This window comes from uncultured Thalassospira sp. (assembly GCF_963976115.1).
In the GTDB taxonomy this organism is placed as follows: domain Bacteria; phylum Pseudomonadota; class Alphaproteobacteria; order Rhodospirillales; family Thalassospiraceae; genus Thalassospira.
Window position 1 is genome coordinate 1 of the sequence record NZ_CAXBJJ010000018.1, and the last position, 17625, is coordinate 17625.

Sequence of the window (17625 nt, forward strand, 5' to 3'; positions counted from 1 at the left end):
GCCAGGCGGCAGACTGCGCTGGCAAAATGGGTCATATTAAAGGAAACATGCTTTAGACCGTCGTGTCCCTGTGCTGTCTGTCACAGGTCCGGCCGACAGTTTCGAAATAGGGCTTCAATATTCGCGCCGACATTTTATCGGTCAGCCATCATGGTGCGGGAAAAGCAATAGCCACCTAATCCGGCGCGAATATGATAATATTCTGTTTAAAACGTGATGAGAATCAGTATTCGGCCATCACAGGTTCAACGGCCTGAACTTCCGGTACATAATAGCGCAGCATGTTTTCGATTCCCATTTTCAGGGTCGCGGTGCTGCTGGGGCACCCCGAACATGCGCCATGCATTTCCAGATAGACGACGCCATCTTCAAATTTGTGAAAAACGATATCGCCACCATCCTGGGCCACAGCCGGGCGCACCCGGGTATCAAGCAGTTCCTTGATCTGGGTTACCAGCTCATCATCGCCTTCGGCGGCCGAACTGGTTGCCTTGGTGGCATCGCTACCCTGGTCGAGAACCGGCTGACCCGAGGTGTAATGCTCCATGATCCCGCCAAGAATTTGCGGTTTCAGGGTTTGCCATTCGCGGCTGTCTTCTTTGGTGATGGTGATAAAGTCACCGCCAAGAAATACACCGGTAATGCCGTCTACTTCAAACAGTTTGCGCGCCAGCGGCGATTTTACATGTTCGTCATTGCTGGTGAAATTGGCAGTACCCTGACGACCCATAACTTCTTCACCCGGAAGAAATTTCAGGGTGGCGGGATTCGGGGTGGGTTCGGTTTGTATGAACATTTTCACCAAGTCCTTCTTGCTGTGGCGCCGCAGTTATGGCTCTCGCGGCAGCCCTCATGTCTTTCTCGTTAGCCTCTAAATGGGCTAATTTTCAAAAAAGATCAAGTCCGACTATGCAACTCAGGTATTCGGAAAAACATCCTGTTGCGCCTAGCGTTGCAGGATACTAATGATTTCATTCATCTGGGTACGTGCACGTAAAAGGTAAAAACCCAGTCCGGCAAGGTGGTTGGGCAGGATGATGCCATCGGCAGATCCGTTAATCACCACGATCGGGTCCAGCTTTGATGCTGCTTGCAAAGATGCCACCATTTCTGCCCAAACTTGGCTGACCTGGCGTTCATTGAGGATATTTTCGAAATCGGTGCCCAGATCACGCAGAATCAGGCTATAGGCGTAAAGCCGACCCTTGGTGGCATAAAAAACATCATCAGCCGTCGTATCAAAGATCGACGGATGGGCAACCTTGTTATCAATCAGTGCGGATGCCGATCCCAGATCGTTGGCAAACCGCGCCAGGGTTTCCTGCAAGTTATCGGCCCGGCGTTCAAAGGCGGCATTGCCGGTTGCCAGACGTTCGTTATAGCGGGTCAAGGCACTTATGGCCTGGCGGTATTGCTGTTCGGACGAAACACCCGGCAGAAGCGAGATGCTGGGATCAAACACCCATTTGTCACCGCGGAATTTCAACACACCGGCAGCGTTATCGAGATCACTGTCAACCTGGCTGGAACCGCGCGCACGCCCGATCTGGTCTGAAAGTTCAATCGAGAATCGCGACAGGGCATAAATAATCCCGGTTTGGAAATTCGGCATATTATCAAGGGCAGCACCGGGCATGAAGAACGGATCATTTGCCGTCCATTGATGCTGGTTCACTTCGCGGTCAATCAGGCCGATGGCGGTGGCAACGGCATGGCTGCCGCCCTGATAATTACCGCTGAAATCGGGGTTGTCGTCGATCTTTTGCACCATCAGCATTCCGACCGGGTAATAGATCAGGCATAGAACGACAATCACGGCAGATGCGCGCAGCCAGAACCTGCCGCTGCCGAAAAATTTGCGCAGTTTTGCCCCAAATCCTTTGATGCCGCCCTTGGTGTATAGATAGTCGTCTTCGATCATGTTCTGTCCCGGTCTGATAAATGTGCGACTTTGAAACTAGGGTGTTGCAGAGATGCCTGCAAGGGGATGTTCATTTCCGGTCAATGCAAAGACGGGTGTAAACGCCGCTGTCGGCCAGAATTGCTTCCAGATCATCTTGTGCCAGAGCAACGCATCCTTCGGTTCCGTCATAGTCGGGACGGGCGATATGCATGAATATTGCCGATCCGTTTCCCGGTAGGGCGGGATCGTCATTGTGACCCAGGGTAACGATCAGGTCATAGACATGATCCTCGCGCCAGAGATTTTCATAACGATCGGCAAATGGCAGCCGCACAGGACGGTTATAGGCACGATTATGCGGGTCATCACACCAGCCGTCATCCGGGGTTAGTGCGTAAACCGGCAGGTCGGTTCTGGGCGGTGCCACCCGATCTGCCCGGTACATGACATAGCGTAATTGCCAAATTCCGACCGGGCTGGCGCCGTCGCCTTCGCATTTGTCGCAGCGCATTCCGGCTTTGCCAATTGCAGCTCGATATGTTCGCCCGCCAAAGCTCAGGATGCCCTCGGCGTTGACCACGATATTGGCTTTTTCGGTAAGGTCAGGGGTAAAACTATCCATCATTTCCTAACTGAGACAGCGGTATGATACCCTGGTTCGCTCTGACGGGTCCTGTGAGCGGCATTGGTTGCGCCTTGGCCCCCCATTGTATCATCCCGTTGTCCCGTTTTGTTCTGCCCCTGTTATATCATACTCAGCAGCATGAAGGATGAAAACAACAACGCCCCGCATTTCTGCGAGGCGCTGGCATTGTTGATACCCGTATTGTCAGAACAATCGGGGGATTGGCCGTGTTATTTTGCGAAACGTTCAATCGCGGCATCGATCAGCCCGGCGGCGGTGTCTGCAGCTTTCCAGCCGGTAACCTTGACCCATTTGCCTTTTTCCAGATCTTTGTAATGTTCAAAGAAATGCTGGATCTGGTCGCGCAGGATTTCGGGCAGGTCTTCGTGCGATTTGATGTCCTTATAGTAAGGATCAACTTTTTCGTGCGGCACGCAGATCAGTTTTTCATCCATGCCGGCTTCGTCTTCCATCATCAGCACGCCGATCGGGCGCGCCCGGATGACAGACCCCGCCACCACCGGATGGCGGAACATGACCATGGCATCAACCGGGTCGCCATCGTCGCCCAGAGTGTTGGGAATAAAGCCGTAATTAACCGGATAATACATCGAGGTATGCAGGAAACGGTCAACGAAAATCGCTCCTGATGCCTTGTCGACTTCGTATTTGACCGGCCCGCCCTGCGGAATTTCGATAACAACATTGACATCCCAGGGAACGTCTTTACCAACCGCAATCTTGCTGAGGTCCATTGGGGAAACACCCTTTCGCGTTTGCTTGAGATCGCCCGTTGCCGGGCTTTGATATTGGATCCACCTGCGCGCCGTGTGCGGGCGTGCAAAAATGATGAGGCCCTTTTATCGCGAAATGCGCCATGTTCCAAGAACGCGCTTGTTCATCCTTGGGCGTGTCGGGGGTTATTTGGCGGATTGGGTTGATAAAAACATGCTTTGTTGCGGCAAAAACCGGGATGACGCGGTGAAATTTTTTGCCTATAGAGCAAGCATTACAGTTGATAGATTCAAGATATTGATATCATATTTGTAATTGTAACTGTCTTTTGCGTTGATTTTTTTTTATTGTGTTACGTAGTCACAAAAATAAGTGATTTTTAAAATTATTCGATGAGGTCTATTGCCGATGAAGGTTAGTGTAGAGCAATTTTTTTTTGAAAAAAAACGCCTGAAAAAAGATGAGAGCAAGGAGATTTTTTCCATTCTCATTTACGTTGGAGGGGACCTTTTAGGGGATGCTCTGCTGAAAGTACCATTTTTACGTGGATTGCGTCAGTGTTTTCCTAATGCAAAAATTACCTGGTTGGCAGGACAAACTACGACGGTGTTTTCAGATATTTTGAGAGAAATGGTGAGGTATGAAATTGACGAAGTTTTGAATAATGCGCAGATCGGTGTGTCTATCGGCGAAGTTTTGCGTTCTCCCTTGCCGGGACGGCATTTTGATTTAATCATTGATACCCAAAAAGGATTTTTTACGACCTTAGCCGTCAAACGTATTTCGCACAGTGTTTTTATCTCGCCGACGATGAATTTCTTTTTCTCTGCCGCGAAGCCAAAGCGACCATTCCCGATAAATCTACAGCAGCAACTTTTCGATTTGTTGGAATTAGTGACCGGTGTTGCTGTTGAGAACAGTGATATAAGACTGGACGTCGCAAAGCCATTAAAGGAAGATGCCGTTAAACTTCTGCCGGATGGGCCCTGTTATATCGGGCTGGCACCAGGTGCAGGCGGTCGGCACAAAAGATGGCCATTGGAACACTTTGTCGAATTGGCTCGGCTTTTAGTGTTAGAAGGTAAAGTACCGGTTTTTTTCCTGGGACCCGGCGAAAGTGACATGTGTGAGGTAATCCAAACTCTTATTTCGGAAGTTTTATTTCCCCTTCAAGATGATGTCATTAATCATGCGTTTGATCCGGCCTTTACCTTGGCGCTGGCGAGACGATGCCAAATGAATATTACCAATGATGCCGGGGTAGGTCATATTTGTTCGTTAAGTGGTCGTCCGCAATTGATACTGTTTGGCCCAACGTCGCCAGCCAAGTTCTTGCCAATTGTTGGTGATGTTCATGTTTTGAAAGCACAGGATTTTGGTGGTCGCGACATGACTCTTATTCCTGTTAAAGCCGTTTTTAAAAAGATGAGCGATCTTTCTTTCGGTTAAGATTAACTGCGAAGAACAGACGTTGGTGTAGGCTATAGTTGGCATTTTGATGTTTGGTGTTGGTCTGTTGGCGGTAGATATTATCTGATCAGGCTGCGAATCCAGTTTGCCGCTGCCATTACGGCGGGGTCGCGTTCGCGCGACGGGCGGATCAGCAGCCGATACCACCAGCTTGACATGAAATCGGGAAAATCAAGCGCCACCAGTTCGCCGCGGTCGACATATTTTCGGGCGACAACATCGGTACTTGCCACAATGCCATGCCCTTCGCGGGCGGCTTCCAGCGCCCAGATATGGTGGCTGAATGTCCAGCAATCGGACAGGGCGAAATTTGTTTTCTCGAACCAGGAATCGATTTGTGAAAACTGTTCACTGTCGCTGTCGATCAGCAAAATATCACGCGGTTCAAGGCGCGACAGATCGACATTGTTTTTGGAAAAACCCCGCCGTTCCAGCCATTGCGGGGATACCAGCGCATGGTAAATTTCGGGCGTTAACAGTTCCATTGTCCAGCCTTCCGGGCCGGGCAGGTCTTTGGGGGCGATTTGAAGGGCAATATCAATTTCGAGCGGATCGAGATCATCATCAAATTCGATTTTGCGAAACTGCACCGGAATATCGTCCGGTATCGCGCGGCGCAGACTTTCGAGTTCCTCGATCAGAATGCTAAGTGCAGGTGTGGCCAGGGCACCGATGCGAATCGCACGGCCCTTGTCGGGGCCAATTTCGCGGGTGATGCCGGAAATATCATCCAGAGCAGCAGTCAGGCGGGGCAATAACTGGCGGGCTGACTTGGTCAGCGACAATCCCCGTCCTTTGCGCACAAACAGTACAACACCGACATTTTCCTCAAGCTGGCGCAGCTGGTGGCTGATGGCACTTTGGGTCACATTCAGCTCTTCTGCGGCATCCTTGACACTTTGATGGCGGGCCGTGGCTTCAAAGGCGACAAGGGCGCGGAGGGGGGGTAATTTGCGACGCATCATGATTTTCCGTTAACAGGCATTGCAGGCTGGTTCTGTTTAACAGGACCGGCGTTTTGTTTGGGACAAAATTTTCTCATCGGTCGGTGAAAACTCTTCATTCGTTTTTTTGAATGGTTCCGGGCAAGATGCTATCCAGAGAGGGTTTCCAGACCCTATGTCTCCTTGCGCCACCCGCAGTTCCTGACTGACCCCGGCTTTGGAAACTCCCTCTTTAATCCTTTCAAACCTGACAGCAGGAAATTCGCCATGACCCGGACGCTGGCGCGCCTGAGCGGAAATTTGCGCGGCGTTTTATGGATGACAGCCGCAATGTCATCGGGCGTTTGTGTTGATGTGTGCGCCAAGCTGGTATCGGCTGATGTGCCAACGGCCCAGATTTTGGCGATGCGGGCCATTCTGACAGTTGTTATGTTTGTGGTCATTGTCGGATTTGTTGGCACAAGGCAGATCCGCACCCGTCGCCCGTTTGCGCATATGGCGCGCGGGGTGCTGTGGTATAGCTCGCTTTTTTGCGTTTTTTTTGCCCTGCGGCAAATGAGCATCAGCGAGGTTAACGCCTATTTGTTCATCGAGGCCCTGCTGACCGTGATGCTGGCCGTGGTGTTTTTTGGTGAAAAGCTGACGGGGCGTAAAATTGCTGCCACCCTGCTGGGTCTGGTCGGGGTCTGGGTGATGTGTGTGCCTAAAATGGACGGTTTTGGCGTGCCGCTGGGCATTGCGGCGGCTTTGGTCGGGGCATTTTGTTTTTCGGCCCAAACCCTGTTTGCCAAGGTCATGGTTCGAACTGAAACCAATTTTTCCATGTTATTCTGGCCGCAACTGGTGGCGATTGTGATCTGGGTGCCAGTGGCCCTTATGACGTGGCAACCCGCCAGCATTGCCGATTGGGCGTTATCGGGCGGGGCCGGTTTTTTTGCCATGACCACCAATTACATGGTTTTGCGCGCCGTTCGCGTCGCCGATGCCAGTGTGATTTCGCCCGCTGCCTATACCGCATTGCCGTTTTCAATGGCGATGGATCTGATCTTTTTCGATATGCTGCCGATGCCGATTATTTTTGTCGGTGCCGGGTTGGTCATATTGGCGGTGATGCTGCTGGACTTTAAAGGCGGGGTTAAATCGGCCTCTGTTGATGATAGTGATGACAGTAATGACAAGCTGGCAGACGATGCGACATCACAGGTGGAGCGTCCCGCCGATATACGGGTTTAATCGCGTGATCCGAGCGGGAAACGACCAAACCGGGTTTGCCGGTTTGGCCGGTATTCCAGGGGCGACTTTAGCTTAAGCTGTATCGTGATGACGCAGCGAATCCGGTGGTACATGCAGGCGGTCGGTCATGCCGTAATCGCGTATAACATCGGCAACCCGCAGGCGGTAATCTGAAAAGATATGATCCCGGCCCTGGCTTTGCGCAGCGCGATGTTCGCCAAGGCTGCGCCATGCTTTAACGGCATCTTCATCGCGCCAGAAGGACAGCGATAAAATTTTGCCGGGTGTTGTGATGCTTTCAAACCGTTCAATCGAGATGAAACCGTCAATGTCATCCAGCAACGGTCGCAATGCGCCTGCGATGTCAAAATAATCGTCTCTGCGGTCCGGTTTGGGGGTTACTTCAAAAATAACCGCGATCATGGGGCGATCCTTTGGCTGTGTGGGCCCGAGGCCAGACGGTAAAACTGCCTTTCTTCGCGGCGAATAAACTGTTCCTTTTGCGCAAAGCGATAATTTTCCTGCCCCAGCGGGTCATTTTGCAAGCGCTGACGATAGGCTTCATAAGCCGACAGGCTCGGCAGCGAATAAACCCCGTAGGCGGTAGTGGTGGTGCCTTCATGCGGGGCGAAATAGCCAATCAGGTCAGCCCCGCAGCGCGGGATCGCCTGGCCCCAGTTGCGCGCATATTCGGCGAAGGCTTCTTTTTTATAAGGATCGATTTCATAGCGGATAAAACAGGTCAGCATTTAAGGCTCCTTGATAGCGGTTAAATTAAAAGATGGTCGAGGAATCATGCGTGTTTAGTGGCAATCGGGCGTGTTTTGCGTGGCCAGTTGATGGCGGCCACCCCGATCAGGGCACAGCAAATGCCAGCCAATGTCAGCGAGTCGATTTTTTCACCCAGCAATAAAACCCCCAGCGCAACACCGACCCCGGCGCGCAAATAGCTTTGGCTGGCAACGCCCATTGATCCCAGCGTGCGCACCAGCCGGAAATAAATCATCAGGGCGACACCGGTGCAAAATACCGATAGCACAAGGACGGCGATAATCGCGCGGGGCGAGGGGGTTAATGCCCAGGGCTGATCGATCAGCAGGCTGGCCGGGATCAGGCAGATGCTGGCCCAGATCATGGTGCCTGCGGCTGTAACGGTTGCGGAAAGCCCGCTAAAACGTTTGCCGTAAATGGCACCGCAGGCATACAGCAAGGCACCGAGCAATACCGCGCCCTGACCCTTAATATCAGTGCCAAGGCCGTGTAAAACACCGGGACCAACAATCAGGATCACGCCCGCAACACCGATCATTGAGCCGATCAGTTTGGCCGTGTTCACCGTTTCGTGGCGGGTGACAAACAAGGTGATGAAAAACAGAAAAACCGGCGATGTGGAATTCAGCACGCTGGCAAGACCGCTATCGACATATTGTTGGCCCCAGGCCAGTACGGTCCAGGCACCGATGGAATTAAAAATCGCCTGAATCAGCAGCATTCGCCACGTTTTGCCATCGCGCGGAAATTTATCGCCCCGCCACATAACAATGCCGGTCAGAAACAGGGCGGCAATGCCAACCCGCGCCGCAATCAGGGTGACGGGGGGAAAATCAACAAGCGCGATCTTGATAAAGATATAGGACGACCCCCATAAAAGGGCGAGAACGGCCAGCAACAGAAACTCGGCTGCCAAGGTGGTTTTGGGTGTTTGCATATGGGACTCCTGTCGCGGGGAACCGAAATAACTGTGGCCTATTATCCCGATTGCGCGACTGGAATGTTTCGATTAACATCGAACTATGAAAGAAGGACCCGACATTGCCCGTGTGGCCGCATTGATTGGTGATCCAGCGCGGGCAAATATGCTGACCGCGCTGATGGCGGGGCGTGCTTTAACCGCAACCGAGTTGGCACAGGAAGCGGGAGTGACGGCACAAACAGCCAGTTCGCACCTGGCAAAGCTGCTTGACGGGGGCATTGTTGAGGCACGCAAGCAGGGTCGGCATCGTTATTTTACCCTTGGCAATGCCGATATTGTTGAATTGCTGGAAACCCTGATGGGCATTGCCCAGCGGACCGGCCATAACCGGGTGCGCACCGGCCCCAAAGACCCGGCCTTGCGCAAGGCCCGCATTTGTTACGACCATTTGGCGGGGGAAATGGGGGTGGCCCTGTTTGAAAACCTGCAACAGCGGCAATTGCTGGTTTGTGATCAGACAGGTGATGTCAAACTGACCGATGACGGTGCCGGTTTTGTCACCGGTTTTGGCCTTGATCTGGCACAGATGCGGCAATTGCGCCGCCCGCTATGTCGCGAATGCCTGGATTGGTCGATGCGCCGGTCGCATTTGGCCGGGGCGGTGGGGGCGGCATTATTGCAGCGCATGCTGGATCTGGGCTGGGCGCGGCGGTTGCACGATTCGCGGGTGGTGGATTTTACCCCGGCGGGCGAGCGGGCCTTTTATGACTTGTTTTCGTCCCGACCCAGTAACTGATCCACAAATGCCGGAACCGTTTGGGTGGCCGGGCCATAAATACCATCGTCAAACAGGCTGGCCCCCTCGCTGGGTTCGAGATTGATTTCGATGGTTTCAGCCTGGGCATGATGGCGGGCGATTTCGACAAACCCGGCTGCGGGATAGACATTTCCCGATGTGCCAATCGACAAAAACAGTCTGCAGAATTCAAGCGACTGGTAAATACGCTCCATTTCCAGCGGCATTTCGCCAAACCACACAATATGCGGTCGCAGGCTGCCTTTATGGCCGCAATGGGGGCAGGTGTCGTCACCGCCAAGGTCGTTGTGCCACGGGCTGATGGCTGCGCACTGAAGGCACTGCACCTTTAACAATTCGCCATGCATATGGATCAGGTTCTTGCTGCCCGCCCGGCCATGCAGATCGTCAATATTCTGGGTGACCAGCAAAACATCGCCCGGCCAGTTTTTTTCCAGATCGGCAAGGGCATCATGGGCGGCATTGGGAAGGACGGCCGGGTCGTGCAAAATCTTGCGGCGGTCATTGTAAAAACGGTGCACAAGGGACGGGTTTTTAACAAAAGCCTCTGGTGTCGCCACTTCGGAAATATCGTATTTCGCCCAGATCCCGTCCGGGTCGCGAAAGGTATGCAGGCCGCTTTCGCGCGATATGCCCGCCCCGGTTAAAATAACAATCGGGGCAGCTTCCTGGCGCAGGACATCCATGACGGCATGGGAAAGGGACATGGTTCACCCCGGATCTGTTTGCGATTACAACTGGTTTAGTTTGATATTTAAACTAAAAAATTTAAACATGCTGCCAAGCTGTAAAAATGGCCCCAATCACCAGAAGTGAGGGGCCATTTTTATATTATATCAATGATTTATCTGATTATGCGGATGTATCAATGTTGCTTCCCGGTTCGCTGCCCGCATCGGGCGCGCTACCTTCGGGTTTTTTGGCAACACCGACCATTGCCGGGCGCAACAGGCGATCTTTAATGACGTAACCGGCCTGCATGACCTGGGCAACATGCCCTTCCGGATGTTCGGTGCTGGGCATTTCAAACACGGCCTGATGTTTGTTCGGGTCCAGTTTTTCGCCCAGCGGTTCCATCTTTTTAATGCCGTTTTGCTCGAACGATTTCAACAGGGTCCGTTCGGTCATTTCAACGCCTTCGATCAGCGTTTTCATGGCATCGTTCTGATGGGCACCGTCGCCTGCGGCTTCAAGGGCGCGACGCAGATTATCGCCAACATCAAGAAGGTCGCGGGCAAATTTGCTAATGGCGTAATTGGCCGAATCCTCGACATCCTTTTTGGCGCGGCGGCGAATGTTTTCGGCTTCGGCGGCGGTCCGCAACATGCGGTCTTTCAGTTCGGCATTTTCAGCCTGAAGGGCCGCAATAACTGCCTTTGCATCCTGTGCCTCGTCCTGCGCAATATCTTCCTGCGCGGCTTCTTCGGCGGCAACCTGCTCGGCCGGTGTGGCATCCTGCATATCTTCGTTGGTGTTTTTTGCGGTTTCCGTCATGTGTTGGACTACCTTCTGTTTGTTGTGTGGCCTGGCACGCAGCGCCACTAAAATTAACCAATCAGTCGCCCGACCAATTTGGCGGTATAGTCGACCAGCGGAATAATCCGGGCATAATTGATCCGCGTCGGTCCGACAACCCCGATTGCGCCGACAATGCTGCCTTCGGCGTTCTGATAGGGCGATATCACCATCGACAAACCCGATCCACCAAACAACTTGTTTTCGGTTCCGATAAAAATCTGAACTCCTTCGGCGTCTGAAGTCACGTCCAAAAGCTCGAGGATCTGGTCTCGTGCTTCCAAAACATTAAACAGCCGTCGAACGGTTTCAAGCTGTTCGATGGTGGCAATATTTTCCAAAAGCTGGGATTGCCCCTTAATGATCAGCGATGAATCCTTGACCCCGCCTGCCCAGGTCGCAATGCCTGCATCAATCAGATTGGCTGAAATGACATCCAGCTCGGTCTGAATGCGGTCCCGCTCGCGTGCGACCAGAAGGCGTGCATCATCAAGAGTTTTTCCAGCTAGCTGCGTATTTAGATAATTCGCTGCCTCTGTCAATGCCGAGGTGGGCAAATTGGCCGGAACATCGACAATGCGGTTTTCCACACTGCCATTTTGCGCCACCAGAACAGCCAGTACCTTGCCTGGTGAAAGGGGCACGAATTCGATTTGCTTAAGGCGTAATCCGTCGGTTTTCGGTGCAACCACCAACCCGGCACAGCGCGACAGGCCCGAGAGCATGCTGGTGGCTTCGCCCAGCATTTCATCAAGCGAATATCCCGCCCGTTCACAGTTTTTGGTCAGTTGGTCGCGCTCGGCATTGGGAAGGTCGCCGACTTCCATTAAGGCATTTACAAATAGCCGCAGCCCTTTTTCACTGGGCAATCGCCCGGCGGAAATATGCGGGGCAACGAGCAAGCCCTGATCTTCAAGATCGGACATGACATTGCGTACGGTGGCGGCCGAAAGTTTTTCTGACAGGCGCCGCGCAATGGTGCGTGATCCGATCGGTTCACCGGTTTCAACATAGGCATCTACGATCTGACGAAACACCTCGCGGGATCGTTCATTCAGATCGCCCAGCATTGTGTTGTCCATAAGCGCCATTTAAACCTTGTTACATGCGGTTTTGCAGTATCAGGTTGAATTTAGACAGCGTGTATCGTGCCGTCAATTGCGCGCTGTTGCAGGGCAGGGCCGATAATTTGTGTCATTGTCCTTTGCCAGCCTGTTTTTCGGGCGGTTGAAACCGGTGAAACCAGCGAAAATGCTGGACCTTTGGGGGATGGACCATTAGCTTGGCCGCATTCCAGTTTTGGTCCGGATTGTGCCCCGGACCCATCATTCATTTTGTTATGAGGTTCCCTTCATGCGTCCTTCCGGTCGTTCCCTTGATCAGCTTCGCGATATCACCATCGAAACCGGTGTCAGCAAATATGCCGAAGGCTCCTGCCTGATTAAATTTGGTGACACGCATGTTTTGTGCACCGCAACAGTTGAAGACAAGGTGCCGGGCTGGATGCGCAACTCGGGCAAAGGCTGGATTACTGCGGAATATGGCATGTTGCCGCGCGCAACCGATTCGCGCATGCAGCGCGAAGCCACCCGTGGCAGCCAGTCGGGCCGCACCCAGGAAATTCAGCGTTTGATCGGCCGTTCGATCCGGGCGGTGACCGATCTTAAGGCCATGGGCGAAATGCAGATGCGCCTTGATTGTGATGTGATCCAGGCCGATGGCGGCACCCGGACCGCGTCGATCACCGGGGCCTATATCGCCGCTCATATCGCGTTTCAGGGGATCCGTCGCCTGGGCCTGATCAAGGAAATTCCCTTTACCCAGGCTGTTGCCGCCATTTCCTGTGGTCTTTACAAAGGCACACCGGTTCTTGATCTGGATTACGCCGAAGACAGCAATGCCGGGGCCGATGCCAATTTTGTGCTCGCGGGCAATAGCGGGCTGGTTGAAGTGCAGGCCACGGCCGAAGATGTGCCGTTTGACCGCGATGCCTTTGATCAGATGCTTGATCTGGCGCGCAAGGGCTGCGACGAACTGTTTGCCAAACAGCGCGCGGCACTGGGCCTGTAAATTTGTCTTTGGCCCATGATCAAAGATTAACGGCCAAAGATCAAAAAACCGAACCCGTTTAATTTTGAGACTTGCAGGCCGGAAAATGGTACGTCGCTTTACGGAAAAGAAGCTGGTGATTGCCAGCCATAACAAAGGCAAGATCGTTGAAATTACCGACCTTCTTGCTCCTTTTGGCATCGAGGTTGTTTCAGCAGGTGATCTTGGTTTGCCCGAACCCGAAGAAACCGAAAACTCGTTCATCGGCAATGCGCAATTAAAGGCCCTTGCCGCCGCACGGGCGGCAAATCTGCCTGCACTGGCCGATGATTCGGGCATGGCGGTTTGGGCGTTAGAGGGCGCACCGGGCATTTATTCCGCCCGTTGGGCCGGCCCGGATCGCGATTTTGACCTGGCGATGCAAAAGGTGCAAACTGCGATGGGCAACGATCCCGACCGCCGGGCTGATTTTATTTGTGCTTTGTCGCTGGCCTGGCCTGATGGCCATGTTGAAAATTTCGAAGGCCGGATCGAAGGCGATCTGGTTTGGCCAAAGCGGGGCAAAAACGGCTTTGGTTATGATCCGATGTTTTTGCCGCGTGGCTTTGATCAGACTTTTGGCGAAATGCCTGCCGCCAAAAAACATGACATGAGCCATCGTGCCAAGGCTTTCGATATGCTGGTTAAGGCCTGTTTTGCATAAGGGCCTGTTTCGTTCTATCTGATGTCAGGCACCGTCGGTCGATATCGTCGGTGCCTGAATTTTATTTGCCCCCAGGGGCCATGTTTTTGCTGCCATGAAAGACCATACCGTTGATAACGCCCGAAGCCGTACCGTTTGGTATTTACATCCATTGGCCGTTTTGCCTGTCGAAATGCCCCTATTGCGATTTCAACAGCCATGTCGCCAATCATGTTGATCATGCCCGCTGGCGTGCGGCATTGCGGGCTGAACTGGCGGTGGGGGCCGCGCGCCACCCGGATCGAGTGGTGGGATCAATATTTTTTGGCGGCGGCACGCCCTCGCTGATGGACCCGGAAACCGCCGGGGCGCTGATTGCGGATATCAAAACATACTGGCGGGTTGCTGATGATGTTGAAATCACGCTCGAAGCCAATCCCGGTACGGTGGAGATTGACCGTTTTTCGGCCTTTGCCGCCAATGGCATTAACCGGGTATCGCTGGGTATTCAGGCATTAAATGATCGCGATCTGGAATTTCTGGGCCGGGTTCATAATGCGGCCGAGGCACGGCGCGCCCTTGATGTGGCCGCCACGGTATTTGATCGCTTCTCGTTTGATCTGATCTATGCCCGGCCTGATCATAACCCTGACGCCTGGCGCCGTGAATTGCGCGACGGGCTCGATATTGCCAGGGGGCATATTTCGCTTTATCAGCTGACGATCGAGCCGGGAACGCGGTTTTATACCCTGCATCAGCGCGGCGAATTAAAAGTGCCGGGCGAAGATCTGGCGGCCGCGCTTTACGACATTACCCAGGAAGAAACCGAACTGGCCGGTTATCGCTGCTACGAGGTTTCCAATCACGCAAAGCCGGGCCAGGAAAGCCGCCATAATCTGGTTTACTGGCGCTATGGCGATTATCTGGGCATTGGCCCGGGCGCGCATGGCCGCGAAGCCGTGGTGAGCGCTGACGGGCATATTACGCCGATGGCAGTGCGCCGTCATCGTGCGCCTGATATCTGGTTGGACCGGGTTGAAAAACTGGGTCATGGCACACAGGAAGAAGTGGCACTGGACCGTGACGAACGCCTGATTGAAATGGTGATGATGGGTTTGCGCCTGAACGAGGCAATTCCCCTGTCGCGGTTTGACCGGGTAGCAGGGGCTGGTCCGCGTGATGTGCTGGATGCCGAACGGCTTGAAACCCTGATTGTTTCGGGTGATTTGATATGTGACGGGGCCGGGTTACGCGCCACACAGCAGGGGCGCAACCGGTTGAACGGCGTTTTGGGCTATCTTTTTGATCCTGCTGTTTAAGGGAAATGGCGGATTTTCGCAGTTTTTCGGGTTTTGCAAAAAAACAGCGAAAAGATCGGTGAAAACTTTGAAAAAGTTTGTTGACACTTGTTTGTCAGCGCGTATATTCCGCCCCGTTCCGGACGACAAATCCGGAACAAACCAGACAGCCCCTAAGCCCAGGTGGCGGAATTGGTAGACGCGCTGGCTTCAGGTGCCAGTGGCCGCAAGGTCGTGGAAGTTCGAGTCTTCTCCTGGGCACCATACCCCAGTACATCTTCTGATGTGCTGGGGTATTGTCGTTTTCGGGGTGTTTTTGTCTTTGCAGTGGGATGCTGATGTCGTTAGAACTGCGTACCGCAGATTTGGCGAATGGGGGCGAGGGTGCCAGATATCAGTTATGTTCTGCCGGTTTTTAACAAGGCCGCAGCCCTGCCGTTTTTTATTCGCTCCCTGCGCGCCCAAACCGGGGAATTTTCCGCCGAATATATTTTCGTTGATGATCTTTCAAGCGATGCGTCGCTGGCTGTGCTGCGTGCCGAGACGGCGGATATGGCAAATGTGCAGATCATTGAAAATACCCGCAATGCAGGCCCGGCCATTCGCCTTAATCAGGGGGCGGCACTTGCAGGTGGCAGGTATCTGGCGCTGTTTGATTGTGACGAAGTTTTAGCGCCCAATGCCATTGCCACCTTGTTGGGCCTTGCCACCCGCCATGATGCCGACATGGTGCATGGAAAATGGCATAAAACGACCGATCCGATTGATCAGATACAGGCGACGGCGATCGCGCCCGATGTGACCTGCAAGGTGTTTCAAAGCCCGCTTGAGCGGGTGTTGGGCCGGGGCATTGTACGAATGACCTGGCTGGTAGAACGCGCCTTGTTTTTGCAGGCAGGCGGCTGTGACGAAGCGGTATTTGTGCAAGATGAATCGTTGCCCTTGCGTTTGTCGGCCCATGCACGCTGCCTGGTCGACAGTGCTGCCATCGTGACCTGGGTGCCCGATGCCGGAAGCCATTTGTCGGACAATAAAATCCAGCAGCATCACGACCGCTTTATGACTTTTTATCATTTTTTGCGTCAACATCCCGATTTGCCGGTTAAAAACCGGACCAGGCTGGCGGTGAAATGTGTGTCGGCAGCGCGCAAGGCCTTGCGTGACGGTTGTGCCCTGCCCGGATTAAAAGTTCAGTTTGCCTATTTTGCCGGTAAGGCGGGCTTGTTATCGCCTGACAGCAGCCTGCTGGATACTTTTCACGATGTCTTTGCCCATCTTCCTGCCATTCGGAGGCCCGATTTCCCGTGACCCGCTTTGCCGTTGCCTTGCCCTATAGTGATAAAATCGAACGTCGCCTGCATGTGGCGGCGTTGGTCTTTTTGTGTCTGATACCGACCTTTTTGCTGTTTGCGCGCGCAGCCGCGGATATATCACTGGTGCTGGTGGCGGTACTGTTTTTGGTGCGCAGTACCTTGCGCCGGGACTGGGCATGGGCGCGGCAGATTGATATTGCCATGTTGTTGCTGGCTTTGCTGATGCTGGTGGCAGTGGTGGCCCCTTTTGGTGAATATCCGGGTAAAAACTTTTCCCGGGGGCTGATCTGGGTGCGATTTGTGGTGTTTTATGCTGCTGTTACCCGTTGGGTTCTGGTTGATAAGGCCGCAATCCGGGCGGTGTGTTATGCAACCTTTGCGGCCTTGCTGGTCGGGGCGCTTGATGCGTTTTATCAGTTTATCACCGGTTATTCTTTGTTGGGCGGGCAGGGAATGGTTGCAAACGGTAACCGCCTGACCGGGCCGCTCGACCGCCCCAATATTGGCAGTTATCTGTCAAAGCTGGCCTTTGGCGTTATGGCGCTGGCCTTTGTTGCCCGCGAACAACTGGGGGACAAACGCCTGCTGACGGTGGGGGCCGGGGTGATGGTGCCGGTGCTGGCGGTTATTTTTCTCAGTGGCGAACGTACGGCCAGTGTTTTGACCCTGACGGGGCTGGTTGCGGTGGTCATTGGCCTGTTTATCAGCGGTGGTCGTGCCCGGGTTCTTTCGATATTTTTGGGCGCGGTTGGCGTTGCCGGAATTGGCTTTTTGCTGTCCGCAAGTGACCGCATTGCCGGGCGGGTGGCGGCATTGGGCACAGTTGTGTCGGATTATTCAGACTCGGTTTATGGTCAACTGGTCCTGACGGGTTGGCGCTTTTTTACCGAAAATCCCCTGACCGGTATTGGTATGAGCAGCTTTGAAAAAGTGTGCCGGGCGCAGCAACCCCCGGAATCACTGGAATTTGGCTGTTATCCGCATCCGCATAATATTTATGCCGAATGGCTGGCCAGTAGCGGCCTTGTCGGAACCTTGCCGTGGCTGGTTTTTGTTGGTCTGATCATTTGGGCGGGCGTGCGGTTGATCCGTCCGGGGCATCAGCAAACGGTTCTGGCGGCCCTGTATCTGGCAACTGTGAATTTGTCGTTGTTTCCGTTTGCGGCAACGCAAAGTGCCTTTTCCAACTGGCCTGCGATTTTGACCTGGATGTCGATCGCGTGTGCGGTCGCCGCCCTGAATGTTTTTAAACGTTCTGATCTTGCCGATTTAAAGGGCATTATCCCTCTATGATCGATGTCTTTTGCGTCGCGGGCGCGTTCTTGCTGTGTTAAGACAGGGCCAAACT

Annotated in this window: 19 protein-coding genes and 1 tRNA gene; 9 read left to right on the plus strand and 11 right to left on the minus strand. The window is 53.5% G+C overall.

Annotated features, from left to right (window positions below; all coding sequences use genetic code 11):
• Window positions 1–223: 223 nt before the first annotated feature.
• The 4 genes from AAC086_RS19785 to ppa form a co-directional block, all read right to left on the minus strand.
• Window positions 224–796, minus strand: a complete 573-nt coding sequence (locus AAC086_RS19785; protein WP_085587290.1) for a NifU family protein — start codon at window positions 794–796, stop codon at window positions 224–226.
• 150 nt (window positions 797–946) lie between these two features.
• A complete protein-coding gene (locus AAC086_RS19790; RefSeq protein WP_339781332.1) occupies window positions 947–1921 on the minus strand; it encodes a DUF2333 family protein in 975 nt (324 codons plus the stop codon).
• Between the two features lie 70 nt (window positions 1922–1991).
• Window positions 1992–2525 (minus strand): L,D-transpeptidase family protein, encoded by a 534-nt coding sequence (locus AAC086_RS19795; protein WP_339781334.1) that lies wholly within the window; start codon window positions 2523–2525, stop codon window positions 1992–1994.
• A 233-nt stretch (window positions 2526–2758) separates the two neighbouring features.
• Window positions 2759–3283 carry an inorganic diphosphatase gene (gene ppa / locus AAC086_RS19800; protein ID WP_339781336.1) on the minus strand — a complete coding sequence of 175 codons (525 nt, stop codon included), beginning with the start codon at window positions 3281–3283 and terminating at the stop codon, window positions 2759–2761.
• A 388-nt stretch (window positions 3284–3671) separates the two neighbouring features.
• Between ppa and AAC086_RS19805 the strand changes: the two genes are divergently transcribed.
• Complete coding sequence (locus tag AAC086_RS19805; protein WP_339781338.1) at window positions 3672–4712, plus strand: glycosyltransferase family 9 protein; 1041 nt, start codon at window positions 3672–3674, stop codon at window positions 4710–4712.
• Between the two features lie 80 nt (window positions 4713–4792).
• Here the strand turns inward: AAC086_RS19805 and AAC086_RS19810 are convergent, their stop codons facing one another.
• On the minus strand, window positions 4793–5698 hold the full coding sequence (locus AAC086_RS19810) for a LysR family transcriptional regulator (protein ID WP_339781340.1): 906 nt from the start codon (window positions 5696–5698) through the stop codon (window positions 4793–4795).
• A gap of 246 nt (window positions 5699–5944) precedes the next feature.
• Here AAC086_RS19810 and AAC086_RS19815 point away from each other — a divergent pair, with 246 nt between their 5' ends.
• Window positions 5945–6910 carry a DMT family transporter gene (locus AAC086_RS19815; protein ID WP_339781342.1) on the plus strand — a complete coding sequence of 322 codons (966 nt, stop codon included), beginning with the start codon at window positions 5945–5947 and terminating at the stop codon, window positions 6908–6910.
• 72 nt (window positions 6911–6982) lie between these two features.
• Here AAC086_RS19815 and AAC086_RS19820 read toward each other — a convergent pair whose 3' ends face one another.
• From AAC086_RS19820 to AAC086_RS19830, 3 genes are read right to left on the minus strand one after another with little or no spacing between them, the layout of a single operon-like run.
• Window positions 6983–7333, minus strand: a complete 351-nt coding sequence (locus tag AAC086_RS19820; RefSeq protein ID WP_339781344.1) for an antibiotic biosynthesis monooxygenase — start codon at window positions 7331–7333, stop codon at window positions 6983–6985.
• Entirely contained in the window at window positions 7330–7659 is a 330-nt protein-coding gene (locus tag AAC086_RS19825) for an NIPSNAP family protein (protein ID WP_339781346.1), read from the minus strand. The genes AAC086_RS19820 and AAC086_RS19825 overlap by 4 nt, the downstream gene beginning before the upstream one ends.
• A 44-nt stretch (window positions 7660–7703) precedes the next feature.
• Window positions 7704–8618: an EamA family transporter gene (locus tag AAC086_RS19830; RefSeq protein ID WP_339781348.1), complete on the minus strand. Its 915-nt coding sequence runs from the start codon at window positions 8616–8618 to the stop codon at window positions 7704–7706.
• A gap of 85 nt (window positions 8619–8703) precedes the next feature.
• On the opposite strand from AAC086_RS19830, the gene AAC086_RS19835 reads away from it, so the two are divergent.
• Complete coding sequence (locus tag AAC086_RS19835; protein WP_339781350.1) at window positions 8704–9399, plus strand: winged helix-turn-helix domain-containing protein; 696 nt, start codon at window positions 8704–8706, stop codon at window positions 9397–9399.
• On the opposite strand, the gene AAC086_RS19840 is transcribed toward AAC086_RS19835, so the two are convergent.
• The 3 genes from AAC086_RS19840 to hrcA form a co-directional block, all read right to left on the minus strand.
• Window positions 9366–10127: an NAD-dependent deacylase gene (locus AAC086_RS19840; protein ID WP_339781352.1), complete on the minus strand. Its 762-nt coding sequence runs from the start codon at window positions 10125–10127 to the stop codon at window positions 9366–9368. The two genes, AAC086_RS19835 and AAC086_RS19840, sit on opposite strands and share 34 nt — an antisense overlap.
• A 145-nt stretch (window positions 10128–10272) precedes the next feature.
• Window positions 10273–10914 (minus strand): nucleotide exchange factor GrpE, encoded by a 642-nt coding sequence (gene grpE / locus AAC086_RS19845; protein ID WP_339781354.1) that lies wholly within the window; start codon window positions 10912–10914, stop codon window positions 10273–10275.
• A 53-nt stretch (window positions 10915–10967) separates the two neighbouring features.
• The gene (hrcA, locus tag AAC086_RS19850) at window positions 10968–12026 is read right to left on the minus strand and encodes a heat-inducible transcriptional repressor HrcA (RefSeq protein ID WP_339781356.1); all 1059 of its coding nucleotides are present in this window, start codon (window positions 12024–12026) and stop codon (window positions 10968–10970) included.
• Window positions 12027–12288: 262 nt separating this feature from the next.
• On the opposite strand from hrcA, the gene rph reads away from it, so the two are divergent.
• The 6 genes from rph to AAC086_RS19880 all read left to right on the plus strand — a co-directional run bounded on the left by rph (window position 12289) and on the right by AAC086_RS19880 (window position 17570).
• Window positions 12289–13005 (plus strand): ribonuclease PH, encoded by a 717-nt coding sequence (gene rph / locus AAC086_RS19855; protein ID WP_339781358.1) that lies wholly within the window; start codon window positions 12289–12291, stop codon window positions 13003–13005.
• An 85-nt stretch (window positions 13006–13090) separates the two neighbouring features.
• Window positions 13091–13687 carry an RdgB/HAM1 family non-canonical purine NTP pyrophosphatase gene (rdgB, locus tag AAC086_RS19860; RefSeq protein ID WP_339781360.1) on the plus strand — a complete coding sequence of 199 codons (597 nt, stop codon included), beginning with the start codon at window positions 13091–13093 and terminating at the stop codon, window positions 13685–13687.
• Between the two features lie 113 nt (window positions 13688–13800).
• Window positions 13801–14985 carry a radical SAM family heme chaperone HemW gene (hemW, locus tag AAC086_RS19865; protein ID WP_339781456.1) on the plus strand — a complete coding sequence of 395 codons (1185 nt, stop codon included), beginning with the start codon at window positions 13801–13803 and terminating at the stop codon, window positions 14983–14985.
• A 156-nt stretch (window positions 14986–15141) separates the two neighbouring features.
• A tRNA-Leu gene (locus AAC086_RS19870) sits at window positions 15142–15228 on the plus strand.
• Window positions 15229–15348: 120 nt separating this feature from the next.
• On the plus strand, window positions 15349–16272 hold the full coding sequence (locus AAC086_RS19875; RefSeq protein ID WP_339781361.1) for a glycosyltransferase family 2 protein: 924 nt from the start codon (window positions 15349–15351) through the stop codon (window positions 16270–16272).
• A complete protein-coding gene (locus AAC086_RS19880; RefSeq protein WP_339781363.1) occupies window positions 16269–17570 on the plus strand; it encodes an O-antigen ligase family protein in 1302 nt (433 codons plus the stop codon). Before AAC086_RS19875 ends, AAC086_RS19880 begins: the two co-directional genes overlap by 4 nt.
• Window positions 17571–17625: the final 55 nt, after the last annotated feature.

Bases quoted from the DNA above. Each gene is read 5' to 3' on its own strand.
- AAC086_RS19830 (WP_339781348.1), bottom strand. From the start codon at position 8,618: ATGCAAACACCCAAAACCACCTTGGCAGCCGAGTTTCTGTTGCTGGCC.
- AAC086_RS19840 (WP_339781352.1), bottom strand. From the start codon at position 10,127: ATGTCCCTTTCCCATGCCGTCATGGATGTCCTGCGCCAGGAAGCTGCC.
- AAC086_RS19815 (WP_339781342.1), top strand. From the start codon at position 5,945: ATGACCCGGACGCTGGCGCGCCTGAGCGGAAATTTGCGCGGCGTTTTA.
- ppa (WP_339781336.1), bottom strand. From the start codon at position 3,283: ATGGACCTCAGCAAGATTGCGGTTGGTAAAGACGTTCCCTGGGATGTC.
- AAC086_RS19810 (WP_339781340.1), bottom strand. From the start codon at position 5,698: ATGATGCGTCGCAAATTACCCCCCCTCCGCGCCCTTGTCGCCTTTGAA.
- AAC086_RS19785 (WP_085587290.1), bottom strand. From the start codon at position 796: ATGTTCATACAAACCGAACCCACCCCGAATCCCGCCACCCTGAAATTT.
- rdgB (WP_339781360.1), top strand. From the start codon at position 13,091: ATGGTACGTCGCTTTACGGAAAAGAAGCTGGTGATTGCCAGCCATAAC.
- AAC086_RS19835 (WP_339781350.1), top strand. From the start codon at position 8,704: ATGAAAGAAGGACCCGACATTGCCCGTGTGGCCGCATTGATTGGTGAT.
- grpE (WP_339781354.1), bottom strand. From the start codon at position 10,914: ATGACGGAAACCGCAAAAAACACCAACGAAGATATGCAGGATGCCACA.
- AAC086_RS19820 (WP_339781344.1), bottom strand. From the start codon at position 7,333: ATGATCGCGGTTATTTTTGAAGTAACCCCCAAACCGGACCGCAGAGAC.
- AAC086_RS19825 (WP_339781346.1), bottom strand. From the start codon at position 7,659: ATGCTGACCTGTTTTATCCGCTATGAAATCGATCCTTATAAAAAAGAA.
- AAC086_RS19805 (WP_339781338.1), top strand. From the start codon at position 3,672: ATGAAGGTTAGTGTAGAGCAATTTTTTTTTGAAAAAAAACGCCTGAAA.
- rph (WP_339781358.1), top strand. From the start codon at position 12,289: ATGCGTCCTTCCGGTCGTTCCCTTGATCAGCTTCGCGATATCACCATC.
- hrcA (WP_339781356.1), bottom strand. From the start codon at position 12,026: ATGGCGCTTATGGACAACACAATGCTGGGCGATCTGAATGAACGATCC.
- AAC086_RS19790 (WP_339781332.1), bottom strand. From the start codon at position 1,921: ATGATCGAAGACGACTATCTATACACCAAGGGCGGCATCAAAGGATTT.
- AAC086_RS19795 (WP_339781334.1), bottom strand. From the start codon at position 2,525: ATGGATAGTTTTACCCCTGACCTTACCGAAAAAGCCAATATCGTGGTC.